The organism is Shewanella sp. SM29, from assembly GCF_025654245.1.
GTDB lineage: Bacteria > Pseudomonadota > Gammaproteobacteria > Enterobacterales > Shewanellaceae > Shewanella > Shewanella oncorhynchi.
Genome location: NZ_JAKKRN010000027.1, coordinates 48,180 through 64,316, shown reverse-complemented (window position 1 = coordinate 64,316; position 16,137 = coordinate 48,180). Strand labels below are relative to the sequence as shown.

Genomic DNA, 16,137 nt, shown 5'->3' with positions numbered 1-16,137 from the left:
TGTTGGGATAACGCACCAATGGAGCGTTTCTTTAGAAGTTTGAAATCTGAGTGGATCCCCGCCAGTGGTTATGGGAATTTTACAGAAGCAGATAAAGAGATCACAAATTACATCACTGGATATTACAGTGAGACCAGACCCCATCAATATAATGGTGGGTTAACGCCAAATGAGTCAGAACGTTTATATTGGAATGACTCTAAAATCGTGGCCAATTTTACTTGACCACTACAAAGCAGAAAATCAATATCTTTATCCTTTATCACAATCCTTTGCCCAGATTTGTAGGTGGCATCACCGGATTTTTCTATGTAACGTTCGTCCACAATTCCTTCGTTGTGCGCGAGCAGGTGCCTTTTCTGATAGATGATAGTTAGCTTCTTAAGCTCATCAGGAGATAACCAAGCATCAAATCCCTTTTGCACTGCTTTTTCCCACAGAGAACTAGCTTGATCTAAGCGCTGAAATGCATTGAATGGAGCTTTTCCGAAGCGAGCATACATCCCCTCGCAATACTTTTGAAAAGCTACGACACCGTCTGAAATACATGTTTCTATGATAGATCTACATGTTACCTCGGCATCATCCTTTCCCACCGATTCTGAAAGAGTAGTGCGAACCAACTCCACATTGTCTTTCTTGGCACGGATCTTACGCAGTGAATCTGAAAACGTTCTCGTTACGGAGTTGTGCCCGCAAGCAGGGCAAAAATATGCGCTGCCAATAACCGCAAATCTTGAACGGCATTCTTCGCATTGAATTTCGAGCTGCATGAGCTCTGCCGCCTTGGCAGGGATGGCATGTGTGCGCTTTGGTCCGCCTGTAACTTTCATCGACATTGAAATAAAACTGTTTCTGGGCTGCTTTCGGTTAAATTTCTGCGCGCCACTCCGCATGGCGTTGTGTATCTTTCCTTGAGCTATTGCAAACGCCTCCTCTTTCGCGTGCTCAACTTGATCAATAGTGAACCATTGATCAGCCGGCGCCTCGTGTCTACACATGGGACACCACACTGCTTCATCTTTAAAGATATTACCCCAGTCTTCTTCGTTCACTTTAAAAATGAACTCACAGGCCTCTTCAGGACACTGCTTGTCTATATAGCCTTTTTCGTCAGAGTGAATTGGGACAGAGACGGATTGCCCGTTCATTCGCTTCAACTCTTTAATCAAATCTTCGAACATGAGGTTCCCTCACTCTGATACGAAACGTCTTAGTATTTATGCGCTGCGATGTTTGCAGGGCATAAATCGCTTGTTGGGCTTGGCCGCTGCCACATCCGTGTAAATTGATATGAATGATGCTATAGGAATTTGCTTTCTTGCGGTAGCGGTTTTTTATACAGCTTGATGGGTAATCAATTGATATCATTTCAGCTTTCTCATTCTATTACGCTCACTTTCGACTGATTATTGACCTTGGTTGACAGCATTTTAGCCCCATATTCAGGCCGACACTCACCCCCCTCATCGGCTTAACCCCATAAGGCTGGCAGCTTTTCGCTGTCGGTCATTACACTACGTCTTGAGGAAGTGGTTATCCTGACATGCGTACTGGCTGACTTTAGTTGTTAATCATCACTAATCTCTGCAGTCTTTTCAGACCAAAATACTGGTCCAACTGGCATTACGGGTATGAACACAAACAGTCTTCCTTAACCAAAGGACTCGCCAATACCACATGTGGTTTGTGTAATTGCAACTTGATTTGCGTGAGCTTTTTGCGGCGGCAAGCATTGGCTACGTACTGCGTAAAATCACAGTCATTGCATGCTGTACTAACCGGTTAGTCAATTTCGAATGATTTAGTTATCAGTTAAGTGATTTTGGGATAAAGCTGGGACGAATCGATGAGCCTAGGCGTCGATGCTCTGATGTAATCAGACTAAAAGTAGGTTTCTCCCCCTCACAGTTCTCCACTTTATAGTGACTCGCTTACCCATAGAGGCAAAATATCGGCCCATTCAACAAAGATCAAAGGATCACAAAATCGATCTGTTGAAGTTGGTATATCCGAGCACAGCTATTTTTTGAGCTTCTGAGAAAGTAAGGAGAATAATCATTTATAATCAACACCATATATAGCGTTCAAAATTATGAACGCCCCCTAAAAGCCCGCTAATAAAACAACAACCAAGCCCTCTAAAATCCTCATATGTAGTGAAGCACTGCGCGTCACCGAACCCGCAATCAACCGCGCCGGAAGGACCCGCGATGATAATGGTTCGCATCTACATCGAGTTGAGAGCGATTCTCATCATCATAAAGTGTCGCGTTCGGTTTCAATCAAACCGTGAGCATCGGCGAGACACAAAATCCGCCCATCTGAAAATCAAAATTCCTCATAATTGCACATGATCATCGCTCCATTCCTATCCATGCAGGATGACTAATATAGGTAAAGATAACGAGTCTGGCACTCGGTTAAAATGAGCCTAGTCCTAGACAGAAGCAATTCACCTAAAACCGTTTAAAACCTTGGCTTTGACCCTCTTCACCCCATTGCCAACATTTAACACCAAAGCAACAAATTCACGCTATTGCATCCTTCCTTAGGGTTGATGCAATGACTCGCCTGTAGCCCTACTGCTGCATGGGCTAGAGTGCTCCCAACTTTTTGAGGCGATCTAGGGATTATCTAGGCCGCATCAAAAAACGGTTGAACCATATTGGTGCAAGACACTGAACAACACCTATTGAATAGAAACATATCACTAACAATTCAGATTAAGGCAGCATGAGCCTAAAAACGCGTTCAATCACCCAGAAACAGTGTGCAGATCATCCCAGTTCACCTGCTTTCGATGACTAAAAACGGGGAGCGGATAACGCCTTCGCAGGATGAGGCCGCGACCGAAACAGTGAGCCGAATAGAAGGATCCATTTAGGCGCCATCAATTCACCCAGAACTACCAAAAAACTCACCTTTTGCCCTACCCTTTACGCCCTTGAAGCGTTAACACAAAAGCAACAAAAGCGAGCCGTTGCATCCTCCTCTAGGGTTGATGCAACGACTCGCCTGTAGCCCTACTGCTGCATGGGTTTGAGTGCTCCCAACTTTTTGAGGGGATCTAGGGATTATCTAGGCCGCATCGAAGTACTGTTGAATCCCAATGGTGTAATACACCTATCTCAAAACAACACACATGTAACAAATAAGACTAAGGAAACGTGCGGTATCCGCCACTCGCCATCGCTGTACAACACGCCTATATATGCCCTATCAATGCCGACTTCACCCACAGACATAAGCGAATACCTGAATGACTAATGCATCTGCAGGTATTAAGCAGCTAACGAACGTAAGCATTCACCTTGATGCTAGATATCAGCCCTATCCATACCCTTATCCCAACAAGCAATTAGCCAGCGTGAGATTAGCGACACACCTGCAGATCAACACGGCAGGAACATAGGACCAAGCAGAACAATACGCTTAGATACCGGCCATCATCGACCACTGGCATTAACGTATAGCTGTTCAGCGCTCATGATGCACTTTGGGATTGGATAACACGCCTGCAGGTGAAAAGAGTACAGTTCAAGAACATGCCGCACTAAGCCTGCGACTGGCCATGATGCCATTGTGATTGGGTAACACGTCTGCAGGTGAAGTCATAGTCCAAGAACAGGCCGAACTGATCGCACTATCAAACGTCTGCGGCTCACGCAAGACAACTAAAAATATCGATATTCCCCTGACCTTTTTGACCTGAGAAAATTAATACAAGACCAACAAAAACACGTCATTGCATCCTCCTGTAGGGTTGATGAAACGACTCGCCTGTAGCCATACTGCTGCATGAGTTTTAGTGCTTCCAACTTCTTGAGGGGGGTCTATGTAGTGGCATATTAAATTTGGTCAACTAATTAGAAGTGTATGACTCTGCTCATAGTAATTTAGGACCCCTAGAGATTTAAAGCTATTAAGTGATACTTTGTTCTGATTTCAGTTATATTAAAGTGCTTTCGCAGCTGTTACTGCGAGTGAGAGTCTAAGATTGATAGATATGTGACTATTTATGCATATTCTGATGCATAAACTGAGTTTTGCACTAGTACGTATCGATAATGTGAAGTACGTCGATTATGCACTAAAATGCGTGAAAACTGCACTTTAACAGTTATTAAAGTGCATCTTTTTCGAGACTGTTCATAATTCTGTGTCTCGTTTAAATACTTTGGCACCTTAATCTTGCAGGGGGACTCCCTCGCTAATCTAAATTTAAAACATCAGATTTACTCGTTTTCCAGCCCAATAATTCGATAATGAATGCATTATTGGATAAGATTTCGCATTTGTTATCATTTGAATTATTTGTATAATTAATACCAATGCTCGTTTTATCTAAATTTTCTTTTCGTAAAGTAAATGTGTAATAAAGCTCACCACTATCATTAAAAGCTAGCGGCACTATAGCTATTAGTCCATTATCATCATAAAAACCAACATCAACTTTGCTAAGTCTCAAACAGTGCCATTTAGGTGGAATACTGCTCACTCTAACAGTTACTTCATACATTTTATAAATTTCACTAGCACTAACTTTAACATCAACATTATATTTAGCTGCATTTTCTCTCGTTATGTAGATTGAATCACTTGCAACAACCCTAAAACAAAAAAACATCAGAATATAAAGTATACGTATATTAAATTTCATCTTGAACGTTCCCTATAAGCTTCAACTGTCCCAAATGATATAGACTCTAATCTTTGATCATGAGTAGGCCCATACTTAGTATGAACTCCTTCATGAGCCAAATTGAAAACAACACTTTCCACAGACGTCAATTGTGTTTTTTGATAACGATTAAATCGATTCGCCACAATTTTAGAATAAGTAGCACTTCTATACAGTGTTACAAAACCTCCTCTCTCCATTGCCTCAGGCCATTTTCCATTGACTTTTTCAGCAAAATCATTAGCTTCACTGAAGGATGAAAACGTTTCTAACTTAACCTGTCCATTCTTATCTACATAAGCGATAGCGAATTTATTAACAAAATCTCGACCTTTACCTCTTCTTATGTCGGGTATATCTCTAGAGGCAATATCTCCTTCTTCATATGCTTGCTCTGGATCAGTGGTTCGCTTTGGGCTCCGCGCAGCGGCTTAGTTCAACGCCCGGCTCACCGAGTAAATTTTTGATGGCGGCTTTTGTGCGTGTTTTTGCACAAAAGGTGACAGCGGAAATTTGTCCGGTGCAGCCGTTTGTTAACTGTTCCTTCTGATGAAATTTGCAATTTCACACTCTTCAGGAACACGCTCCACTCGACGATCAAGGTCTGTAGCTTCTGCAACTAACTCTGAACGATGGGGTAATTCTTTTGGTAGCTTAATGTTTTTAACGACTCCTAGATTATGAAGCGCGTTTAATACCCACCAACCTGGGTCAGGTTCATCTTTGTATAAACCAAGCATAGCTGAGCCGGGGTATGCGTGATGATTGTTGTGCCACGCCTCACCCATTGATAGGAAACCAGCAATACGAATATTGTGCCCCTGAACAGCCGCACCTTCAACTTTCCAAGTTCTTTGCCCGTGGTTATGAGCGAAGTAACCAATAAGCCAATGACCACCGACAGAGATGACAACCCTTACAGAGACGCCCCATACCAGCCAAGGTACACCACCCAATAAATATAGAGGAATTGCGACAACTAATTGTTGGGGCAACCAATATTTCTCAATAAAAAGGTAGAACCGATTTTTTGACACTTCATCTTCAATTGTAAACTCAGGTTGATATTTTAAATTGAGATCACAGTTAAGCTGCCACCACCCATCTTTTATTATTTTCGACCCGTGCAATAAGAAATCATGGCATTTTTTCTGCCGTTGCGCCCAGTCTCTTAAATCGTGCTGCATCATCATTCCAATTGGCCCAGCCATACCAACCAAGACCCCCAAATAGACAAACAAATATTCCATCCATTTTGGACATTCATATGATCGGTGAATGAGTAGCCTATGCATTCCGAGGGAATGACCAAAACAAAGAGTTACGGCAGTCAATGAGATAAATACCATAAGAGATGAAAAAGAAAATACGAAAGGAGCGATACATAGCGCGGCAATCAGATTTGAAAGAAACCAAATCGATTTCAAAGGGCTCCACACTACCTCGCCCTCAAATGCGCTTTCCGGTCTTTCTGAATTAACTCTTTCAGTATTTCGCATAACTTCCTAGATACAGTTAACGCTTTAAACAGCGGAAAGTCCGAGCGGTTAGGCCGTTGTTTGGCCTGCGAGGGATTTTCCGATGGTTTAACTTGTTATATGTGAATTTCAAAGCTTAATACTCCACCAGTAATTATTACCTCACCAAAGTCACCGACAACATTGAAACCATTTTCGGTTATGTCTAATGAATCAATATTTCCGTAGTCAATTGAACCGTCTGGGTCAGTAGAATAACGGGCTGATTCAATAGAAATTAAGCCAACAACACTTTTGATTTCCGAAAATGACAGAGTAGCTTTCCTGTAGCAAGTATATTCGTTTGCTTTCGGGGCTTCATAAAATATTGATTCTGGCCAAATGCTCGCTTCAAGCTCAAACGACAGCTCATTAAGCGATTGCTTCCAACCAAGAACAAATGAGTCGTTTAGGTCGATGCCTTTGAATTCTTCCAGTTGACGCCAATCCATTTTATTCACATATAACGCTTAACATATGGGGATTTTAGGAGCGCTGTTTCAGCGAGTAAAATTCCCATCATGATGTTTTTGTTATGTTTCAATTGACTCGATCCTCTCTGCGATCCCAACTGCGCCACCGAAAGTGTGATTAAGCCACTTTGAATGATTAAACAAGTGCTGTCCAGAAGCTGATATGAAATGAACACCTTGAATTATTACTGCGTGGAAACCTGTTTTGTCTACTTCAATATCTGCACGTTCCAATTTCGGTAGCTTATCAACGCGAAAAACCACATAAGCTCCAATCTCTCTGACCATCCAAAGAGCATTCGTATGTTTTCTGATTTGGCTTCTAGCTTCAGCGATTTCTGATGCTAAATCAGAAATATCACTCAACGATTTTACGACTAGCACATACCGAGCAAAGGCCTTCTTTTTCATCAAAAGCAATTCAATTGGCGCTAAAACACCTAAGGAACTGGTGTAGTAGTCTGGTATCAATAAGTTTTCAATACTATCCACAACAGTAAACAGAACCTACCTTGAAACATAACGCCGCCAGCAGCGGCAGAGTGAAACGAGGTCCAGCGACCGCAGGGAGCGTTGCTGGCTGGCCTTGTTATATGCGGTTGGCAACTAAAAGCACCCACTATAAATTTTGACCAACGATACAGTCATAGGGTGCTTCTTATCAAAAGCCTCGTAGTACATTTGGACAAATTCTTGCTCTGGTATAACCGTTGACTTTAAGTGTGACGGAATGTTGTGTACAGCATCCATTAAGTCAGCCACGAGTTCTGATTTCGCACCATTTGAGTTATCCCAACTTAGAGATCTCGCGATCAGCGTTGCTTGATATAAGACCTCAAGGTGAGCCAGTGCTTCTGGTGAAAACTTAGTTTTCAATTGACTTCCTTTCGCATATAACGCTTTGCCAAGGGGCAAATGCGAACGTTGTTGGGCGAAGCCCAGTGAGTATTTGTCCCAGCTGCGTTGTTTGCGGCGATTTTGGGCAACTTGTTATACGTTGATTGCAACCAGTGCCCCAATTATTGCGAGACCTATACCCAAAACAGATAATTGATGCCGTCTTTGAATAGCTGCCCATCCAGAGTCAGTTAATTTCCAATGGTTTTCTTTTGATTCAAATGGCTGCTCCATATTCATCTTACCATTTTCATCTATTTTTCCGGTCGGCATATCTTCGTGAAGTATATCAACCCAGCCTCTTATTTGAGCTGTTAACAAAAATGTTTTAGTCTCTTCATCTCTGCCGATAGCTCGCTCAACTACAGGAACATTACCTGGTTTAAGGATCATTGCTACACGTTGACGAGCAACCTTTTTTAATACTCGGTGCATTTTGAATTCGTAAATGAAATCGCCGAACACTCAAATCTCCTTAAAACGTATAACGCCCCAATATGCCGCCGAAACGAGCACAGCGAGTTGAGGTCGGAATAATTGGTTTGTTATAACCCATTTTTACGCTTACGCCTAAACCAGTAAATACATTCGTACAATGCTAAAACGGTTGTGCCAATGAGAATTACATTAGCCATTTCCAGTAATTCTGGCCTTCCACATGCGCCACCTGGTCCGGCAATACCTTCCATGAAAAGCACATACATAACTACGGGAACGTAACCAAAAGATAGCCCCAACAATGCAGGCACCCAGAGTCTAGTTTTTTGACTGAGAAAACGGAAGGTTAACGCTGATATGAATAGAACAAAACTCACCCCTACTCTTTCAGCGAAAATCAACTCATGACTATCGCTCAGTCCTTCAGGAGGGGCAAAACAAGCAAAAGATGCTGATGCGAATAAGGCTAAAAACAGAGTAAGTAAAATATTCAAATGTACTATCCTGAATGGGTTACAACGCTCGCCACAAACGCGAGCAACGTGTTGCGAGTCGAGCCGCGAAGCGGCGTTTTGATGGCGTTTGTTAGGCATACTTATCGCTACCTTCCCAAGATACTTGAACCGAATACCCGTGAAAGTGAAGGATGATTCCTTCCCCCATTTCTGATCCATTGCTAAATGTTTGCTCACTGTTTTCGAAATCTATATCGCCACTGTAGTCGCATGGCCCGAAGGAATAACCACTGGAATTAAGCTCATCTACCAGCGCCCCCACTCGCTCGGTTAAAAAGCGCGCTAAATGCTCCCGACCATGAATCTTTTCACGTTCAAAATCTTTTCGGAGTTTATGATTTAACTCTTCCTGAATTTTGAGCATTTCAGAATAATGCTCATTACTGGCAATATCTCTCATTCTTTCCCTGTATGCCTAACGACAAGCATCAGGTGAGCCGCTTTTGGGCGTCACTTGGATGCGCTGGTTAGGTGTTTTTAAATGTTTCAATATATTCATTTGCCAACTTATACAAGGAGCGGCCTGCGTAATTGAAACCACCTTCGTCGCCTTCCGCAATTCTTGCATCTGAAATCTCCTTGGCTTCTTTTAGGTTGGATTCAAGCAACCTTGTTAAGAGCCGTTCTACCCAAATGGTTCTTACTGCATTTGGATATTTCCCCATTAATTGCGCGTAGTAATTTTCCAATACTTCAAGATTACTACTGAACGTGTTAATAGATGATGCAACTTTAATACTTAGTGGGTCTAGCTCTTCAAATATATTTCGTATTTGCTCTGATATTTTTTCTTCTTCCCACTCATTGAGAAAAGCAGAACCACTTTGAATTTCCATGCTTGGGGCAACCCAAGCACCACAGGCTCGAAAACTTAGGGGCTGCATTTTGTTTTCTGGGAGCTTGACTACACCCCAGAAAACATCATCGAAATCATAGTGTTTAAAGCTAATCGACCAAGATAACTTTTTCGCCTTTGGAATTCCTGTAACCAAAATAGTGAAAAACGACTCTCTTTCTTTTTTAAACACAAAGCCACGACTACATTTCCATCCAAAGCGAGTTGAATACTCCCTTAATAGCTTACTCAGAAGTTTGTCAGACTCGGATTGCTTCATTTAAACACCTAACGCCAAGTTCAGTGGTGGCCGGAACGGAGCGAGCGACGAGACGGACGTCGGCTGGATCCGCTGGTTAGGTGGCAGGCTGCGTATAAAGTGGAAGCTTATCTTTGATTTCACTACGGAATGCCTCATCTGCATAGAATCGAACCCGAGTACAGGAGTCAGGCCCACGGTATGAAGAATTGCTACGGCAGTAATTAGAAGTCGGACCCCACGGTGCCGGTATCACTGCAATGCCGTGCGGCAGACCGATAAGATAATGGTCCATATAGCGGACGATGCTGGTCGGACCCAAACCAAACGACCAAAAAGCGTCCCAATATATTATGTCTACATTGTTGTACGGATCCAGCGACATCAAACTCATGCTTCCAACAAGTACCTTGAAAGGATAGTCCTTTAGTTCGTCGTCTAAGTAAACAATCGTTGGTGCGTCAGGAAGCTTTGTCACGAACGTCGGCGTCGGCGGATCGGACAACTCAGAGATCACGTGAACTGCACCGGATCGCATACTTAGATGCGCGAGACCAGATATAACCAAGGTTTCGTCACCCATCGGCAGGAGATCCACGATGTTGCCCTTCAAGATCTCGACGGAGCCATGCTTAGTAGCTAGCTCCAGGCGCCCACCAAACTCGCCACCATTAACCCACTGGTAATGCCGTGAAGCTACTTGTAATTTTCGTGGATGCTCTTGCGGCCATTCGGTAGAAACAAGGACTTCGCTTCCCCGCTTTGATACAACATACGGGTTGCTGAAGAACTGCAGCATGGGCAGCTCTTCTAGATCATATTCAGTGAGCTTGTTAGCTTGCATCACAGCTTCGATTGACCCGTTCTGCGAGTATGCCGCGACGGAGTTGACAGCAATCGACAGCAACAGCAGAACCTTCTTCATTTTCATGATGTACTGCACAGCGTTTCTCCGGCCACCTAACGCTCAAAGCAAGCGCGGCACGCGTCGCTTTGCCTTTGCTTGTTATGTGTTTTCTCAAAATATGCAATGTAAAAGTATTCCTATAGTAAATGCGATTAGTAACAGCCCAAAGAGCGAAACCAAAGAATTACCCCATAGATAGTTTTCAACTTCTTCATGCAATTCAAGCTCATACTTGGGGTGCTTTCCCGCCGAGATAAGGCGTAAAGAGTAGTAACCCACAACGTAACATAATTTATAAAAAAACATTTCAACGAAAAGCCAAAAAACACCTCTGGCTATTAATGAAATAAAGTCTTCCATGGCTCACCAAAACACATAACGCTAAGGTAATGGGCAAAGTGCGCAGCACTTTGTCCAGCCGCAGGCGACATTGACCGCCTTGTTATAACTAAAGCTTGAATGGTTGCCATTGGCCATTTTTTGACTCTCTTTCTGCGCCAACTCCCAGCGGCATTTCATAAAGCTCATTAACACTTAAATCAATTGACGCAGCTTCGCCTAGCGCAATAATTTTTGCTTGGTCAGTTTCGTGATTCTCAGCACCACAAAGAAACTGCCACATGCCATTATTTTCATCGTGAGTTACACGTAATATTGGCGCATTCAAGCTCAAAACGTGACTGCAAACTATGCAGGCTGTGTTCTTAGGATCAGAGAATTTGTAATCATCCTTTTTAAATAGCTTGCGCAGCACGGTGTTTCCTTGAGTTATAACGCTTTAAATATGGGGCGCGTGCTGTTTTCGCGTCCCAGCCCAGCTTGCTGGGCGAACATAATTTACTTGTTAGTACGATATACCGCACCAACGCCTAACGGGTCTATTTCAATCTGCGACGTAAACCTTACGTATGCTATTTTAACTACACCGTGCTTAACAAACTGGGCAACTATTTCGAAAGCTTCAGAAGCTTTCGCTTCAGTGATATTGATTGAACTTTGATATATCAGAACGATGTCGGATTGAATAGTATCTTTTAGGAGTTTACTAAACTTCCGATCGTCCAGTTCTTCACTATCATTAAAAACCCGCACCCAATTACCACAAGGTCCTATTCTGCCGTGTGATAGCTTGTGCATGAGAGTGATAATTTCTCGATTCGTCATTTATCGTACTAACGCCCCAAGCAGGGGATTTTATGAGCGTTTTTCAGCGAGTAAAATTTCCGCTGACTTGGCTTGTTAACTGCTTTTGCAAATACCATGAATTTCCTTTGTATCAACGGACTTTTGCACTTGAGACCAGTTTTGACCGTCATAATAATTAACGACTACGCCATGCTTATATACATGAATCGTAATATCGTCTGATTTATAAAAATAACCAGGAGCAGCAGTTGCTACATAGTTTTGCCAACTTGAGTTATTCAGTTGTAACCATTTATTAAGCTGAGCATATTCAACTGAATCCTTGTTGATTTTTCCGTTGCATGTAACCCAAGCATCAGGATGGTAAATGGTAAAATCTATATCTTTTGAGCGGTCAAACCACAAAAGCAATGCACCAACTATGACCACTCCTCCAATAAGAACATATGCAATTACTTTCAGAAACTTGACCATGCTAATCCATACAGTTAACGTTTGGTTAAGGGGCGGGCTTTAGCCCGTCCCAGTGAGCGAAGCGAACGGTTTGAACCAGTTGTTATACGGCACTAACCAGACCCTATTGAACTAAATTTCCTTAATATTTTTTCTCTGTTTCTTTTTTCAACTACATGCTTTGGTATGCGCGAGAGAAAATAACGGTAAAGGGTATTCTCCAAGCAAAGCTTACGCTCTAAGACACGATCACCAGAAACTTTGGCCTTCAGTACTTCAAGGTATTTTTCATTCCAGGCCCATATGTCTTGGCCGCCTATACTTACTTTGTAAAATGCCTCTTGCGGCCATGATAAATGCCCCGATAAATGACTGCACTTTGTACAGACACCACGACCATTAATATTTCCACCAATAGGCGCTATTACTAGTCGTTCACCGCCGGAGTTTTCGTCTTTTACAAATCGCTCAGGAATGACTGCATCGAAGATAACTCGCCCTTGACAGTGAGAGCACCTGCCAATGATGGTTTTTGGCCATGAATAATATTCATAGCGATAGTCGATAGGGTACCAAAAACGGTATTGCCCTCTGTGTCTTTGTAGATTTTGGTTCGACACAACATCAAGCCTGTGATGTATAACGCTCAAAGCAAGCGCGCGGTATGCGTCGCCTTGCCTTTGTTTGTTATGTGTTTTCTCAAATTACGCAATGTAAAAGTACTCCTATAGTAAATGCGATTAGTAGCAGCCCAAAGAGCGAAACCAAAGAATTTCCTCATAGATAGTTTTCAACTTCTTCATGCAATTCAAGCTCATACTTGGGGTGCTTTCCCGCCGAGATAAGGCGTAAAGAGTAGTAACCCACAACGTAACATAATTTATAAAAAAACATTTCAACGAAAAGCCAAAAAACACCTCTGGCTATTAAAGAAATAAAGTCTTCCATGGCTCACCAAAACACATAACGCCGCTGTATGGGGCATTTTTTGTGTAGTAGAGTTTTGGGGTAAAGTGGCGTAGCCACCCCAAAACGGAGCGAAGCAAAAAATGTCCCTATGACAGCTTTGTTATACGCTGATATCAGATTGATGCTCGTAGGCATAATCAAATAGTTCTTCAAGGTGTGCGATATCATAATATTCGCTGGAAAGCTCATCTAACACCTCCCGCTGTTTCTCCGTTAATCCATCTATTAGTTTTTGACGTTTTTCATCTTCTTTAGGGATGTGGTTGTTGTCAAATACTTTCAACGCCGCTTGATAATTGAAAAGTAGATTGTTTAAGCCAACATGTGAAATGGCTTGAACGGTTTCTTTTGTATACTGGCCAGAATAGTAAAAATAGTGTTCATAGCCTCCATTACATACATATACGTTAATTCGAGATATTAATAATATATAGAGTTCTGTAGGTGATAGAATTTCAAAAATATCTATATCGGGAGATTCAATTTTTTGGGCGATTCGGATATTTAGCTCAAGAATCGCCTGAGATTTATCGCCTTTTTCCTCTATAAGAATTTTAGCTAGATCCATACTCTTCCTGCGTATAACGATTGAGTTAAGCCGCTGCGCTGCGGCTGCACACCACCTATCAAGCCAGTACGAAGCGCAGTCGGCTTGAATGAATTGTTAGTTCCCACGTGAGGGCACCCGCTTGCAGCAGACAAGACTCGAATCACTTGCGGAAACCGCGATCAATACGGTCATTGGCTATGTGGTCGCGCTCGCGTCGCAGTTGGCGATCTTCCCGCTGTTTGGAATTGCGGTGTCGCTGACCACGAACCTGTGGATCGGAGCGTGGTTCACCGCCGTGAGCCTGGCGCGCGGGTACGCAATCCGGCGCTGGTTCAACGGACGGATTAAGCGGGCGGCAGCGAGGATCACTGGTGGGAACTAACGCTTTGCTAATGGGCTGCCGCAGCACAGCGTAGGCAGTCCCGTGGAGGCCATGCTTTTTGTGGCCGGAACGAAATTAAGCAACTTGTTATATTCCAATTTATGAACCTTTATGGCCATACACTATTAAATGATTGATTATTTGCCGTGATTCAGGATTACCTTGAAGCTCATTTGATAATTCATTTCCACCCCAATCCTCTGTCATGAAGTGATCATGAGCTTGCCCTGATTTTTCAGCCTGATTTGCTATCGCTTCCAATCGGCTAGCAAGCCAACGCAACTTTTCAGGTGTTCCATGTATGTACACTTGGAGTGCTTCTACATCTTTTTCAACAGTTAGCATGGTCCACCATTGGCATATAACGTTTGGTTAAGGGGCGGGCTTTAGCCCGTCCCAGTGAGCGAAGCGAACGGTTTGAACCAGTTGTTAGGTTTTGCACGCGTATCCGCCTAGCCTGGAAATTATGAATGCTACCGACTCACCGACCAACCTAGCGTCACTCGAACTCACTACATCTTCGACGGTGAAAAGGCCACAGTCTACGACGACAGGGTTAACGCCGACGACCTTACCAAAAGCACGATAACGCCAACCGCCAAGATGTTCTAAACCTACGTGCCCAGATGGATTACCGGCGAAAATAGCCTCCCATTCTTCGTTTTCACCCAAGAACGGATAGAACTCAAATTCAAACTCTTCACCGATTCGTGGGCACGCATCTTCACAGACGCTGAATTCATCCATTACATGTAGGCGCTGCCCGCAAGTTTCTATTACGGCTTCGTGATATGGACCTTCCGTTGAGATCAGGCGTGCGCGAACCATATTCAACCTAACGCACGCCTAAACGGCGAGCAACTTGTTGCGAGTCCAGCGGCCGCAGGCCGCGATGTTTTAGGCGCTTGTTAGAGCCTACCTTAACTACATTTGACATGGTAAATGATTAAAAACATTGTGTGATCAACAGTGGCTTTAGGATCGGTCATTTCTTTACCTTCAGAAATTTCACATTCAGAGTTTACCGTGCGAACAAACCGTTTTAACACTTGATTGCGATTATCTTCTGAGTAAAACGGGCTGACTGTATTCAACGCAAAGACACACAAGTAGCGAATCTTTTCCTCATTGGGCCAAGCAGGCTCTTTAAAACAAGAATACCCCACGCTCTCGTTTTCAGGCACTGTAGTTTCCTCAGCCTTTAGGCTTAAAGAAAACAGCGCTAATAAGAAAATGAGTACCTTCAATTTAACTCCAATGCTACTGATGCTCTAACGCCCGGCTCACCGAGCAAATTTTTGATGGCGGTTTTTTTGCCACGCAAAAAAGGTGACAGCGGAAATTTGTCCGGTGCAGCCGTTTGTTAAATCTTCACCGGTCATAGTATACAATTGACCAAAAGTTAAATTTCTCACCTTTAGATGCACACCATTCTGGAAATGGTTCATTTATGCCTAACTTTGAATACTCTTCCCAACACCCCAAGAGGCTGTTGTAGTATTCCAATTCATTTTGCATTTTCGACCTTATACCCTCAGTGCTTAACGTTTCGATCAAGGAATGAGCTGACTGCAAAGAATTTTTGGCGTCGTTGAAATCACCCAAGAAGAGAGATTCAGATAAATGGTGCGTCTGAAAGTCCACATCATTCAAATGAGCTTGGGCAATTCGGCTAATACAAATTTCGTCCGCAGAATCAAGTTCAAGAGCTTTTTCATAATAAGAGATATCCCCACCAATATAACCAAGCCACCTGAGAGGTGTCGGGTTATGGGGCTCATCTAAAGCCCACAGCTCTAAAACCTCCTTAAGAAACTCCACCAACGGGTGAGACAAGAGCTGATGTATTTCTCCATTCCAGAAGCCTAAGGATGACAACTCTTCTGCAATGACCCTCTGCTCTTCCAGTGATCTACTTTTCGAGCATGATACAAATTCTTTCACAGTGGTGACGGCTAGCTTTTTAAAGCCTTGCTCTTTTTGGAGGCAGTACTTGCCAAAAAGCTCATAGCCATCAAGTGAAGAGTATTTCTCCCCTACAGACCTCAACCCCTCAAAATTATCTTGATTCCAGTAGTACATATTTTTGATTTAACGCCCCAATAACCGGCA

General features: G+C 43.1%; 20 protein-coding genes and 1 pseudogene. 2 read left to right on the top strand and 19 right to left on the bottom strand.

Annotated features, from left to right (window positions below):
- On the top strand, positions 1–225 hold a 225-nt coding region (locus L5L77_RS16990), incomplete at its 5' end, for an integrase core domain-containing protein (RefSeq protein WP_263223265.1).
- On the opposite strand, the gene L5L77_RS16985 is transcribed toward L5L77_RS16990, so the two are convergent.
- The 16 genes and pseudogenes from L5L77_RS16985 to L5L77_RS16910 form a co-directional block, all read right to left on the bottom strand.
- The gene (locus tag L5L77_RS16985; protein WP_263223264.1) at positions 144–1,184 is read right to left on the bottom strand and encodes a hypothetical protein; all 1,041 of its coding nucleotides are present in this window, start codon (positions 1,182–1,184) and stop codon (positions 144–146) included. The two genes, L5L77_RS16990 and L5L77_RS16985, sit on opposite strands and share 82 nt — an antisense overlap.
- A gap of 379 nt (positions 1,185–1,563) precedes the next feature.
- Positions 1,564–1,746 (bottom strand): annotated as a pseudogene (locus L5L77_RS16980) (IS91 family transposase); the annotation flags it as partial.
- 2,467 nt (positions 1,747–4,213) lie between these two features.
- Complete coding sequence (locus tag L5L77_RS16975; protein ID WP_263223263.1) at positions 4,214–4,663, bottom strand: hypothetical protein; 450 nt, start codon at positions 4,661–4,663, stop codon at positions 4,214–4,216.
- A 554-nt stretch (positions 4,664–5,217) separates the two neighbouring features.
- The gene (locus L5L77_RS16970) at positions 5,218–6,183 is read right to left on the bottom strand and encodes an acyl-CoA desaturase (protein WP_263223261.1); all 966 of its coding nucleotides are present in this window, start codon (positions 6,181–6,183) and stop codon (positions 5,218–5,220) included.
- A gap of 95 nt (positions 6,184–6,278) precedes the next feature.
- On the bottom strand, positions 6,279–6,653 hold the full coding sequence (locus L5L77_RS16965) for a hypothetical protein (RefSeq protein ID WP_263186892.1): 375 nt from the start codon (positions 6,651–6,653) through the stop codon (positions 6,279–6,281).
- A gap of 81 nt (positions 6,654–6,734) precedes the next feature.
- A complete protein-coding gene (locus L5L77_RS16960; protein WP_263223259.1) occupies positions 6,735–7,166 on the bottom strand; it encodes a hypothetical protein in 432 nt (143 codons plus the stop codon).
- 114 nt (positions 7,167–7,280) lie between these two features.
- The gene (locus L5L77_RS16955; protein ID WP_263223257.1) at positions 7,281–7,550 is read right to left on the bottom strand and encodes a hypothetical protein; all 270 of its coding nucleotides are present in this window, start codon (positions 7,548–7,550) and stop codon (positions 7,281–7,283) included.
- Positions 7,551–7,664: 114 nt separating this feature from the next.
- Entirely contained in the window at positions 7,665–8,036 is a 372-nt protein-coding gene (locus tag L5L77_RS16950; protein ID WP_263223255.1) for a hypothetical protein, read from the bottom strand.
- 80 nt (positions 8,037–8,116) lie between these two features.
- A complete protein-coding gene (locus L5L77_RS16945; protein WP_263223253.1) occupies positions 8,117–8,503 on the bottom strand; it encodes a hypothetical protein in 387 nt (128 codons plus the stop codon).
- A gap of 91 nt (positions 8,504–8,594) precedes the next feature.
- Entirely contained in the window at positions 8,595–8,924 is a 330-nt protein-coding gene (locus L5L77_RS16940) for a hypothetical protein (protein ID WP_263223251.1), read from the bottom strand.
- 67 nt (positions 8,925–8,991) lie between these two features.
- Positions 8,992–9,639 carry a hypothetical protein gene (locus L5L77_RS16935; protein WP_263223249.1) on the bottom strand — a complete coding sequence of 216 codons (648 nt, stop codon included), beginning with the start codon at positions 9,637–9,639 and terminating at the stop codon, positions 8,992–8,994.
- Positions 9,640–9,715: 76 nt separating this feature from the next.
- Positions 9,716–10,561, bottom strand: coding sequence for a hypothetical protein (locus tag L5L77_RS16930; RefSeq protein WP_263223247.1), 846 nt, complete (start codon positions 10,559–10,561; stop codon positions 9,716–9,718).
- 412 nt (positions 10,562–10,973) lie between these two features.
- On the bottom strand, positions 10,974–11,279 hold the full coding sequence (locus tag L5L77_RS16925; protein ID WP_263223245.1) for a hypothetical protein: 306 nt from the start codon (positions 11,277–11,279) through the stop codon (positions 10,974–10,976).
- Between the two features lie 485 nt (positions 11,280–11,764).
- A complete protein-coding gene (locus L5L77_RS16920; protein WP_006086983.1) occupies positions 11,765–12,145 on the bottom strand; it encodes a hypothetical protein in 381 nt (126 codons plus the stop codon).
- A gap of 92 nt (positions 12,146–12,237) precedes the next feature.
- Entirely contained in the window at positions 12,238–12,744 is a 507-nt protein-coding gene (locus L5L77_RS16915) for a hypothetical protein (RefSeq protein ID WP_263223242.1), read from the bottom strand.
- A gap of 449 nt (positions 12,745–13,193) precedes the next feature.
- Positions 13,194–13,661 (bottom strand): DMP19 family protein, encoded by a 468-nt coding sequence (locus L5L77_RS16910; protein WP_263223240.1) that lies wholly within the window; start codon positions 13,659–13,661, stop codon positions 13,194–13,196.
- Positions 13,662–13,782: 121 nt separating this feature from the next.
- Here L5L77_RS16910 and L5L77_RS16905 point away from each other — a divergent pair, with 121 nt between their 5' ends.
- Positions 13,783–14,025 carry a hypothetical protein gene (locus tag L5L77_RS16905; protein ID WP_263223237.1) on the top strand — a complete coding sequence of 81 codons (243 nt, stop codon included), beginning with the start codon at positions 13,783–13,785 and terminating at the stop codon, positions 14,023–14,025.
- A gap of 99 nt (positions 14,026–14,124) precedes the next feature.
- Here the strand turns inward: L5L77_RS16905 and L5L77_RS16900 are convergent, their stop codons facing one another.
- The 3 genes from L5L77_RS16900 to L5L77_RS16890 form a co-directional block, all read right to left on the bottom strand.
- Positions 14,125–14,370 carry an Imm32 family immunity protein gene (locus L5L77_RS16900; RefSeq protein ID WP_173497768.1) on the bottom strand — a complete coding sequence of 82 codons (246 nt, stop codon included), beginning with the start codon at positions 14,368–14,370 and terminating at the stop codon, positions 14,125–14,127.
- A gap of 575 nt (positions 14,371–14,945) precedes the next feature.
- The gene (locus L5L77_RS16895) at positions 14,946–15,272 is read right to left on the bottom strand and encodes a hypothetical protein (RefSeq protein ID WP_263223236.1); all 327 of its coding nucleotides are present in this window, start codon (positions 15,270–15,272) and stop codon (positions 14,946–14,948) included.
- A 124-nt stretch (positions 15,273–15,396) separates the two neighbouring features.
- Positions 15,397–16,107: a hypothetical protein gene (locus L5L77_RS16890; protein WP_263223235.1), complete on the bottom strand. Its 711-nt coding sequence runs from the start codon at positions 16,105–16,107 to the stop codon at positions 15,397–15,399.
- Between the last annotated feature and the right edge of the window lie 30 nt (positions 16,108–16,137).

Bases quoted from the DNA above. Each gene is read 5' to 3' on its own strand.
- L5L77_RS16985 (WP_263223264.1), bottom strand. From the start codon at position 1,184: ATGTTCGAAGATTTGATTAAAGAGTTGAAGCGAATGAACGGGCAATCC.
- L5L77_RS16975 (WP_263223263.1), bottom strand. From the start codon at position 4,663: ATGAAATTTAATATACGTATACTTTATATTCTGATGTTTTTTTGTTTT.
- L5L77_RS16970 (WP_263223261.1), bottom strand. From the start codon at position 6,183: ATGCGAAATACTGAAAGAGTTAATTCAGAAAGACCGGAAAGCGCATTT.
- L5L77_RS16965 (WP_263186892.1), bottom strand. From the start codon at position 6,653: ATGGATTGGCGTCAACTGGAAGAATTCAAAGGCATCGACCTAAACGAC.
- L5L77_RS16940 (WP_263223251.1), bottom strand. From the start codon at position 8,924: ATGAGAGATATTGCCAGTAATGAGCATTATTCTGAAATGCTCAAAATT.
- L5L77_RS16935 (WP_263223249.1), bottom strand. From the start codon at position 9,639: ATGAAGCAATCCGAGTCTGACAAACTTCTGAGTAAGCTATTAAGGGAG.
- L5L77_RS16920 (WP_006086983.1), bottom strand. From the start codon at position 12,145: ATGGTCAAGTTTCTGAAAGTAATTGCATATGTTCTTATTGGAGGAGTG.
- L5L77_RS16910 (WP_263223240.1), bottom strand. From the start codon at position 13,661: ATGGATCTAGCTAAAATTCTTATAGAGGAAAAAGGCGATAAATCTCAG.
- L5L77_RS16900 (WP_173497768.1), bottom strand. From the start codon at position 14,370: ATGCTAACTGTTGAAAAAGATGTAGAAGCACTCCAAGTGTACATACAT.
- L5L77_RS16890 (WP_263223235.1), bottom strand. From the start codon at position 16,107: ATGTACTACTGGAATCAAGATAATTTTGAGGGGTTGAGGTCTGTAGGG.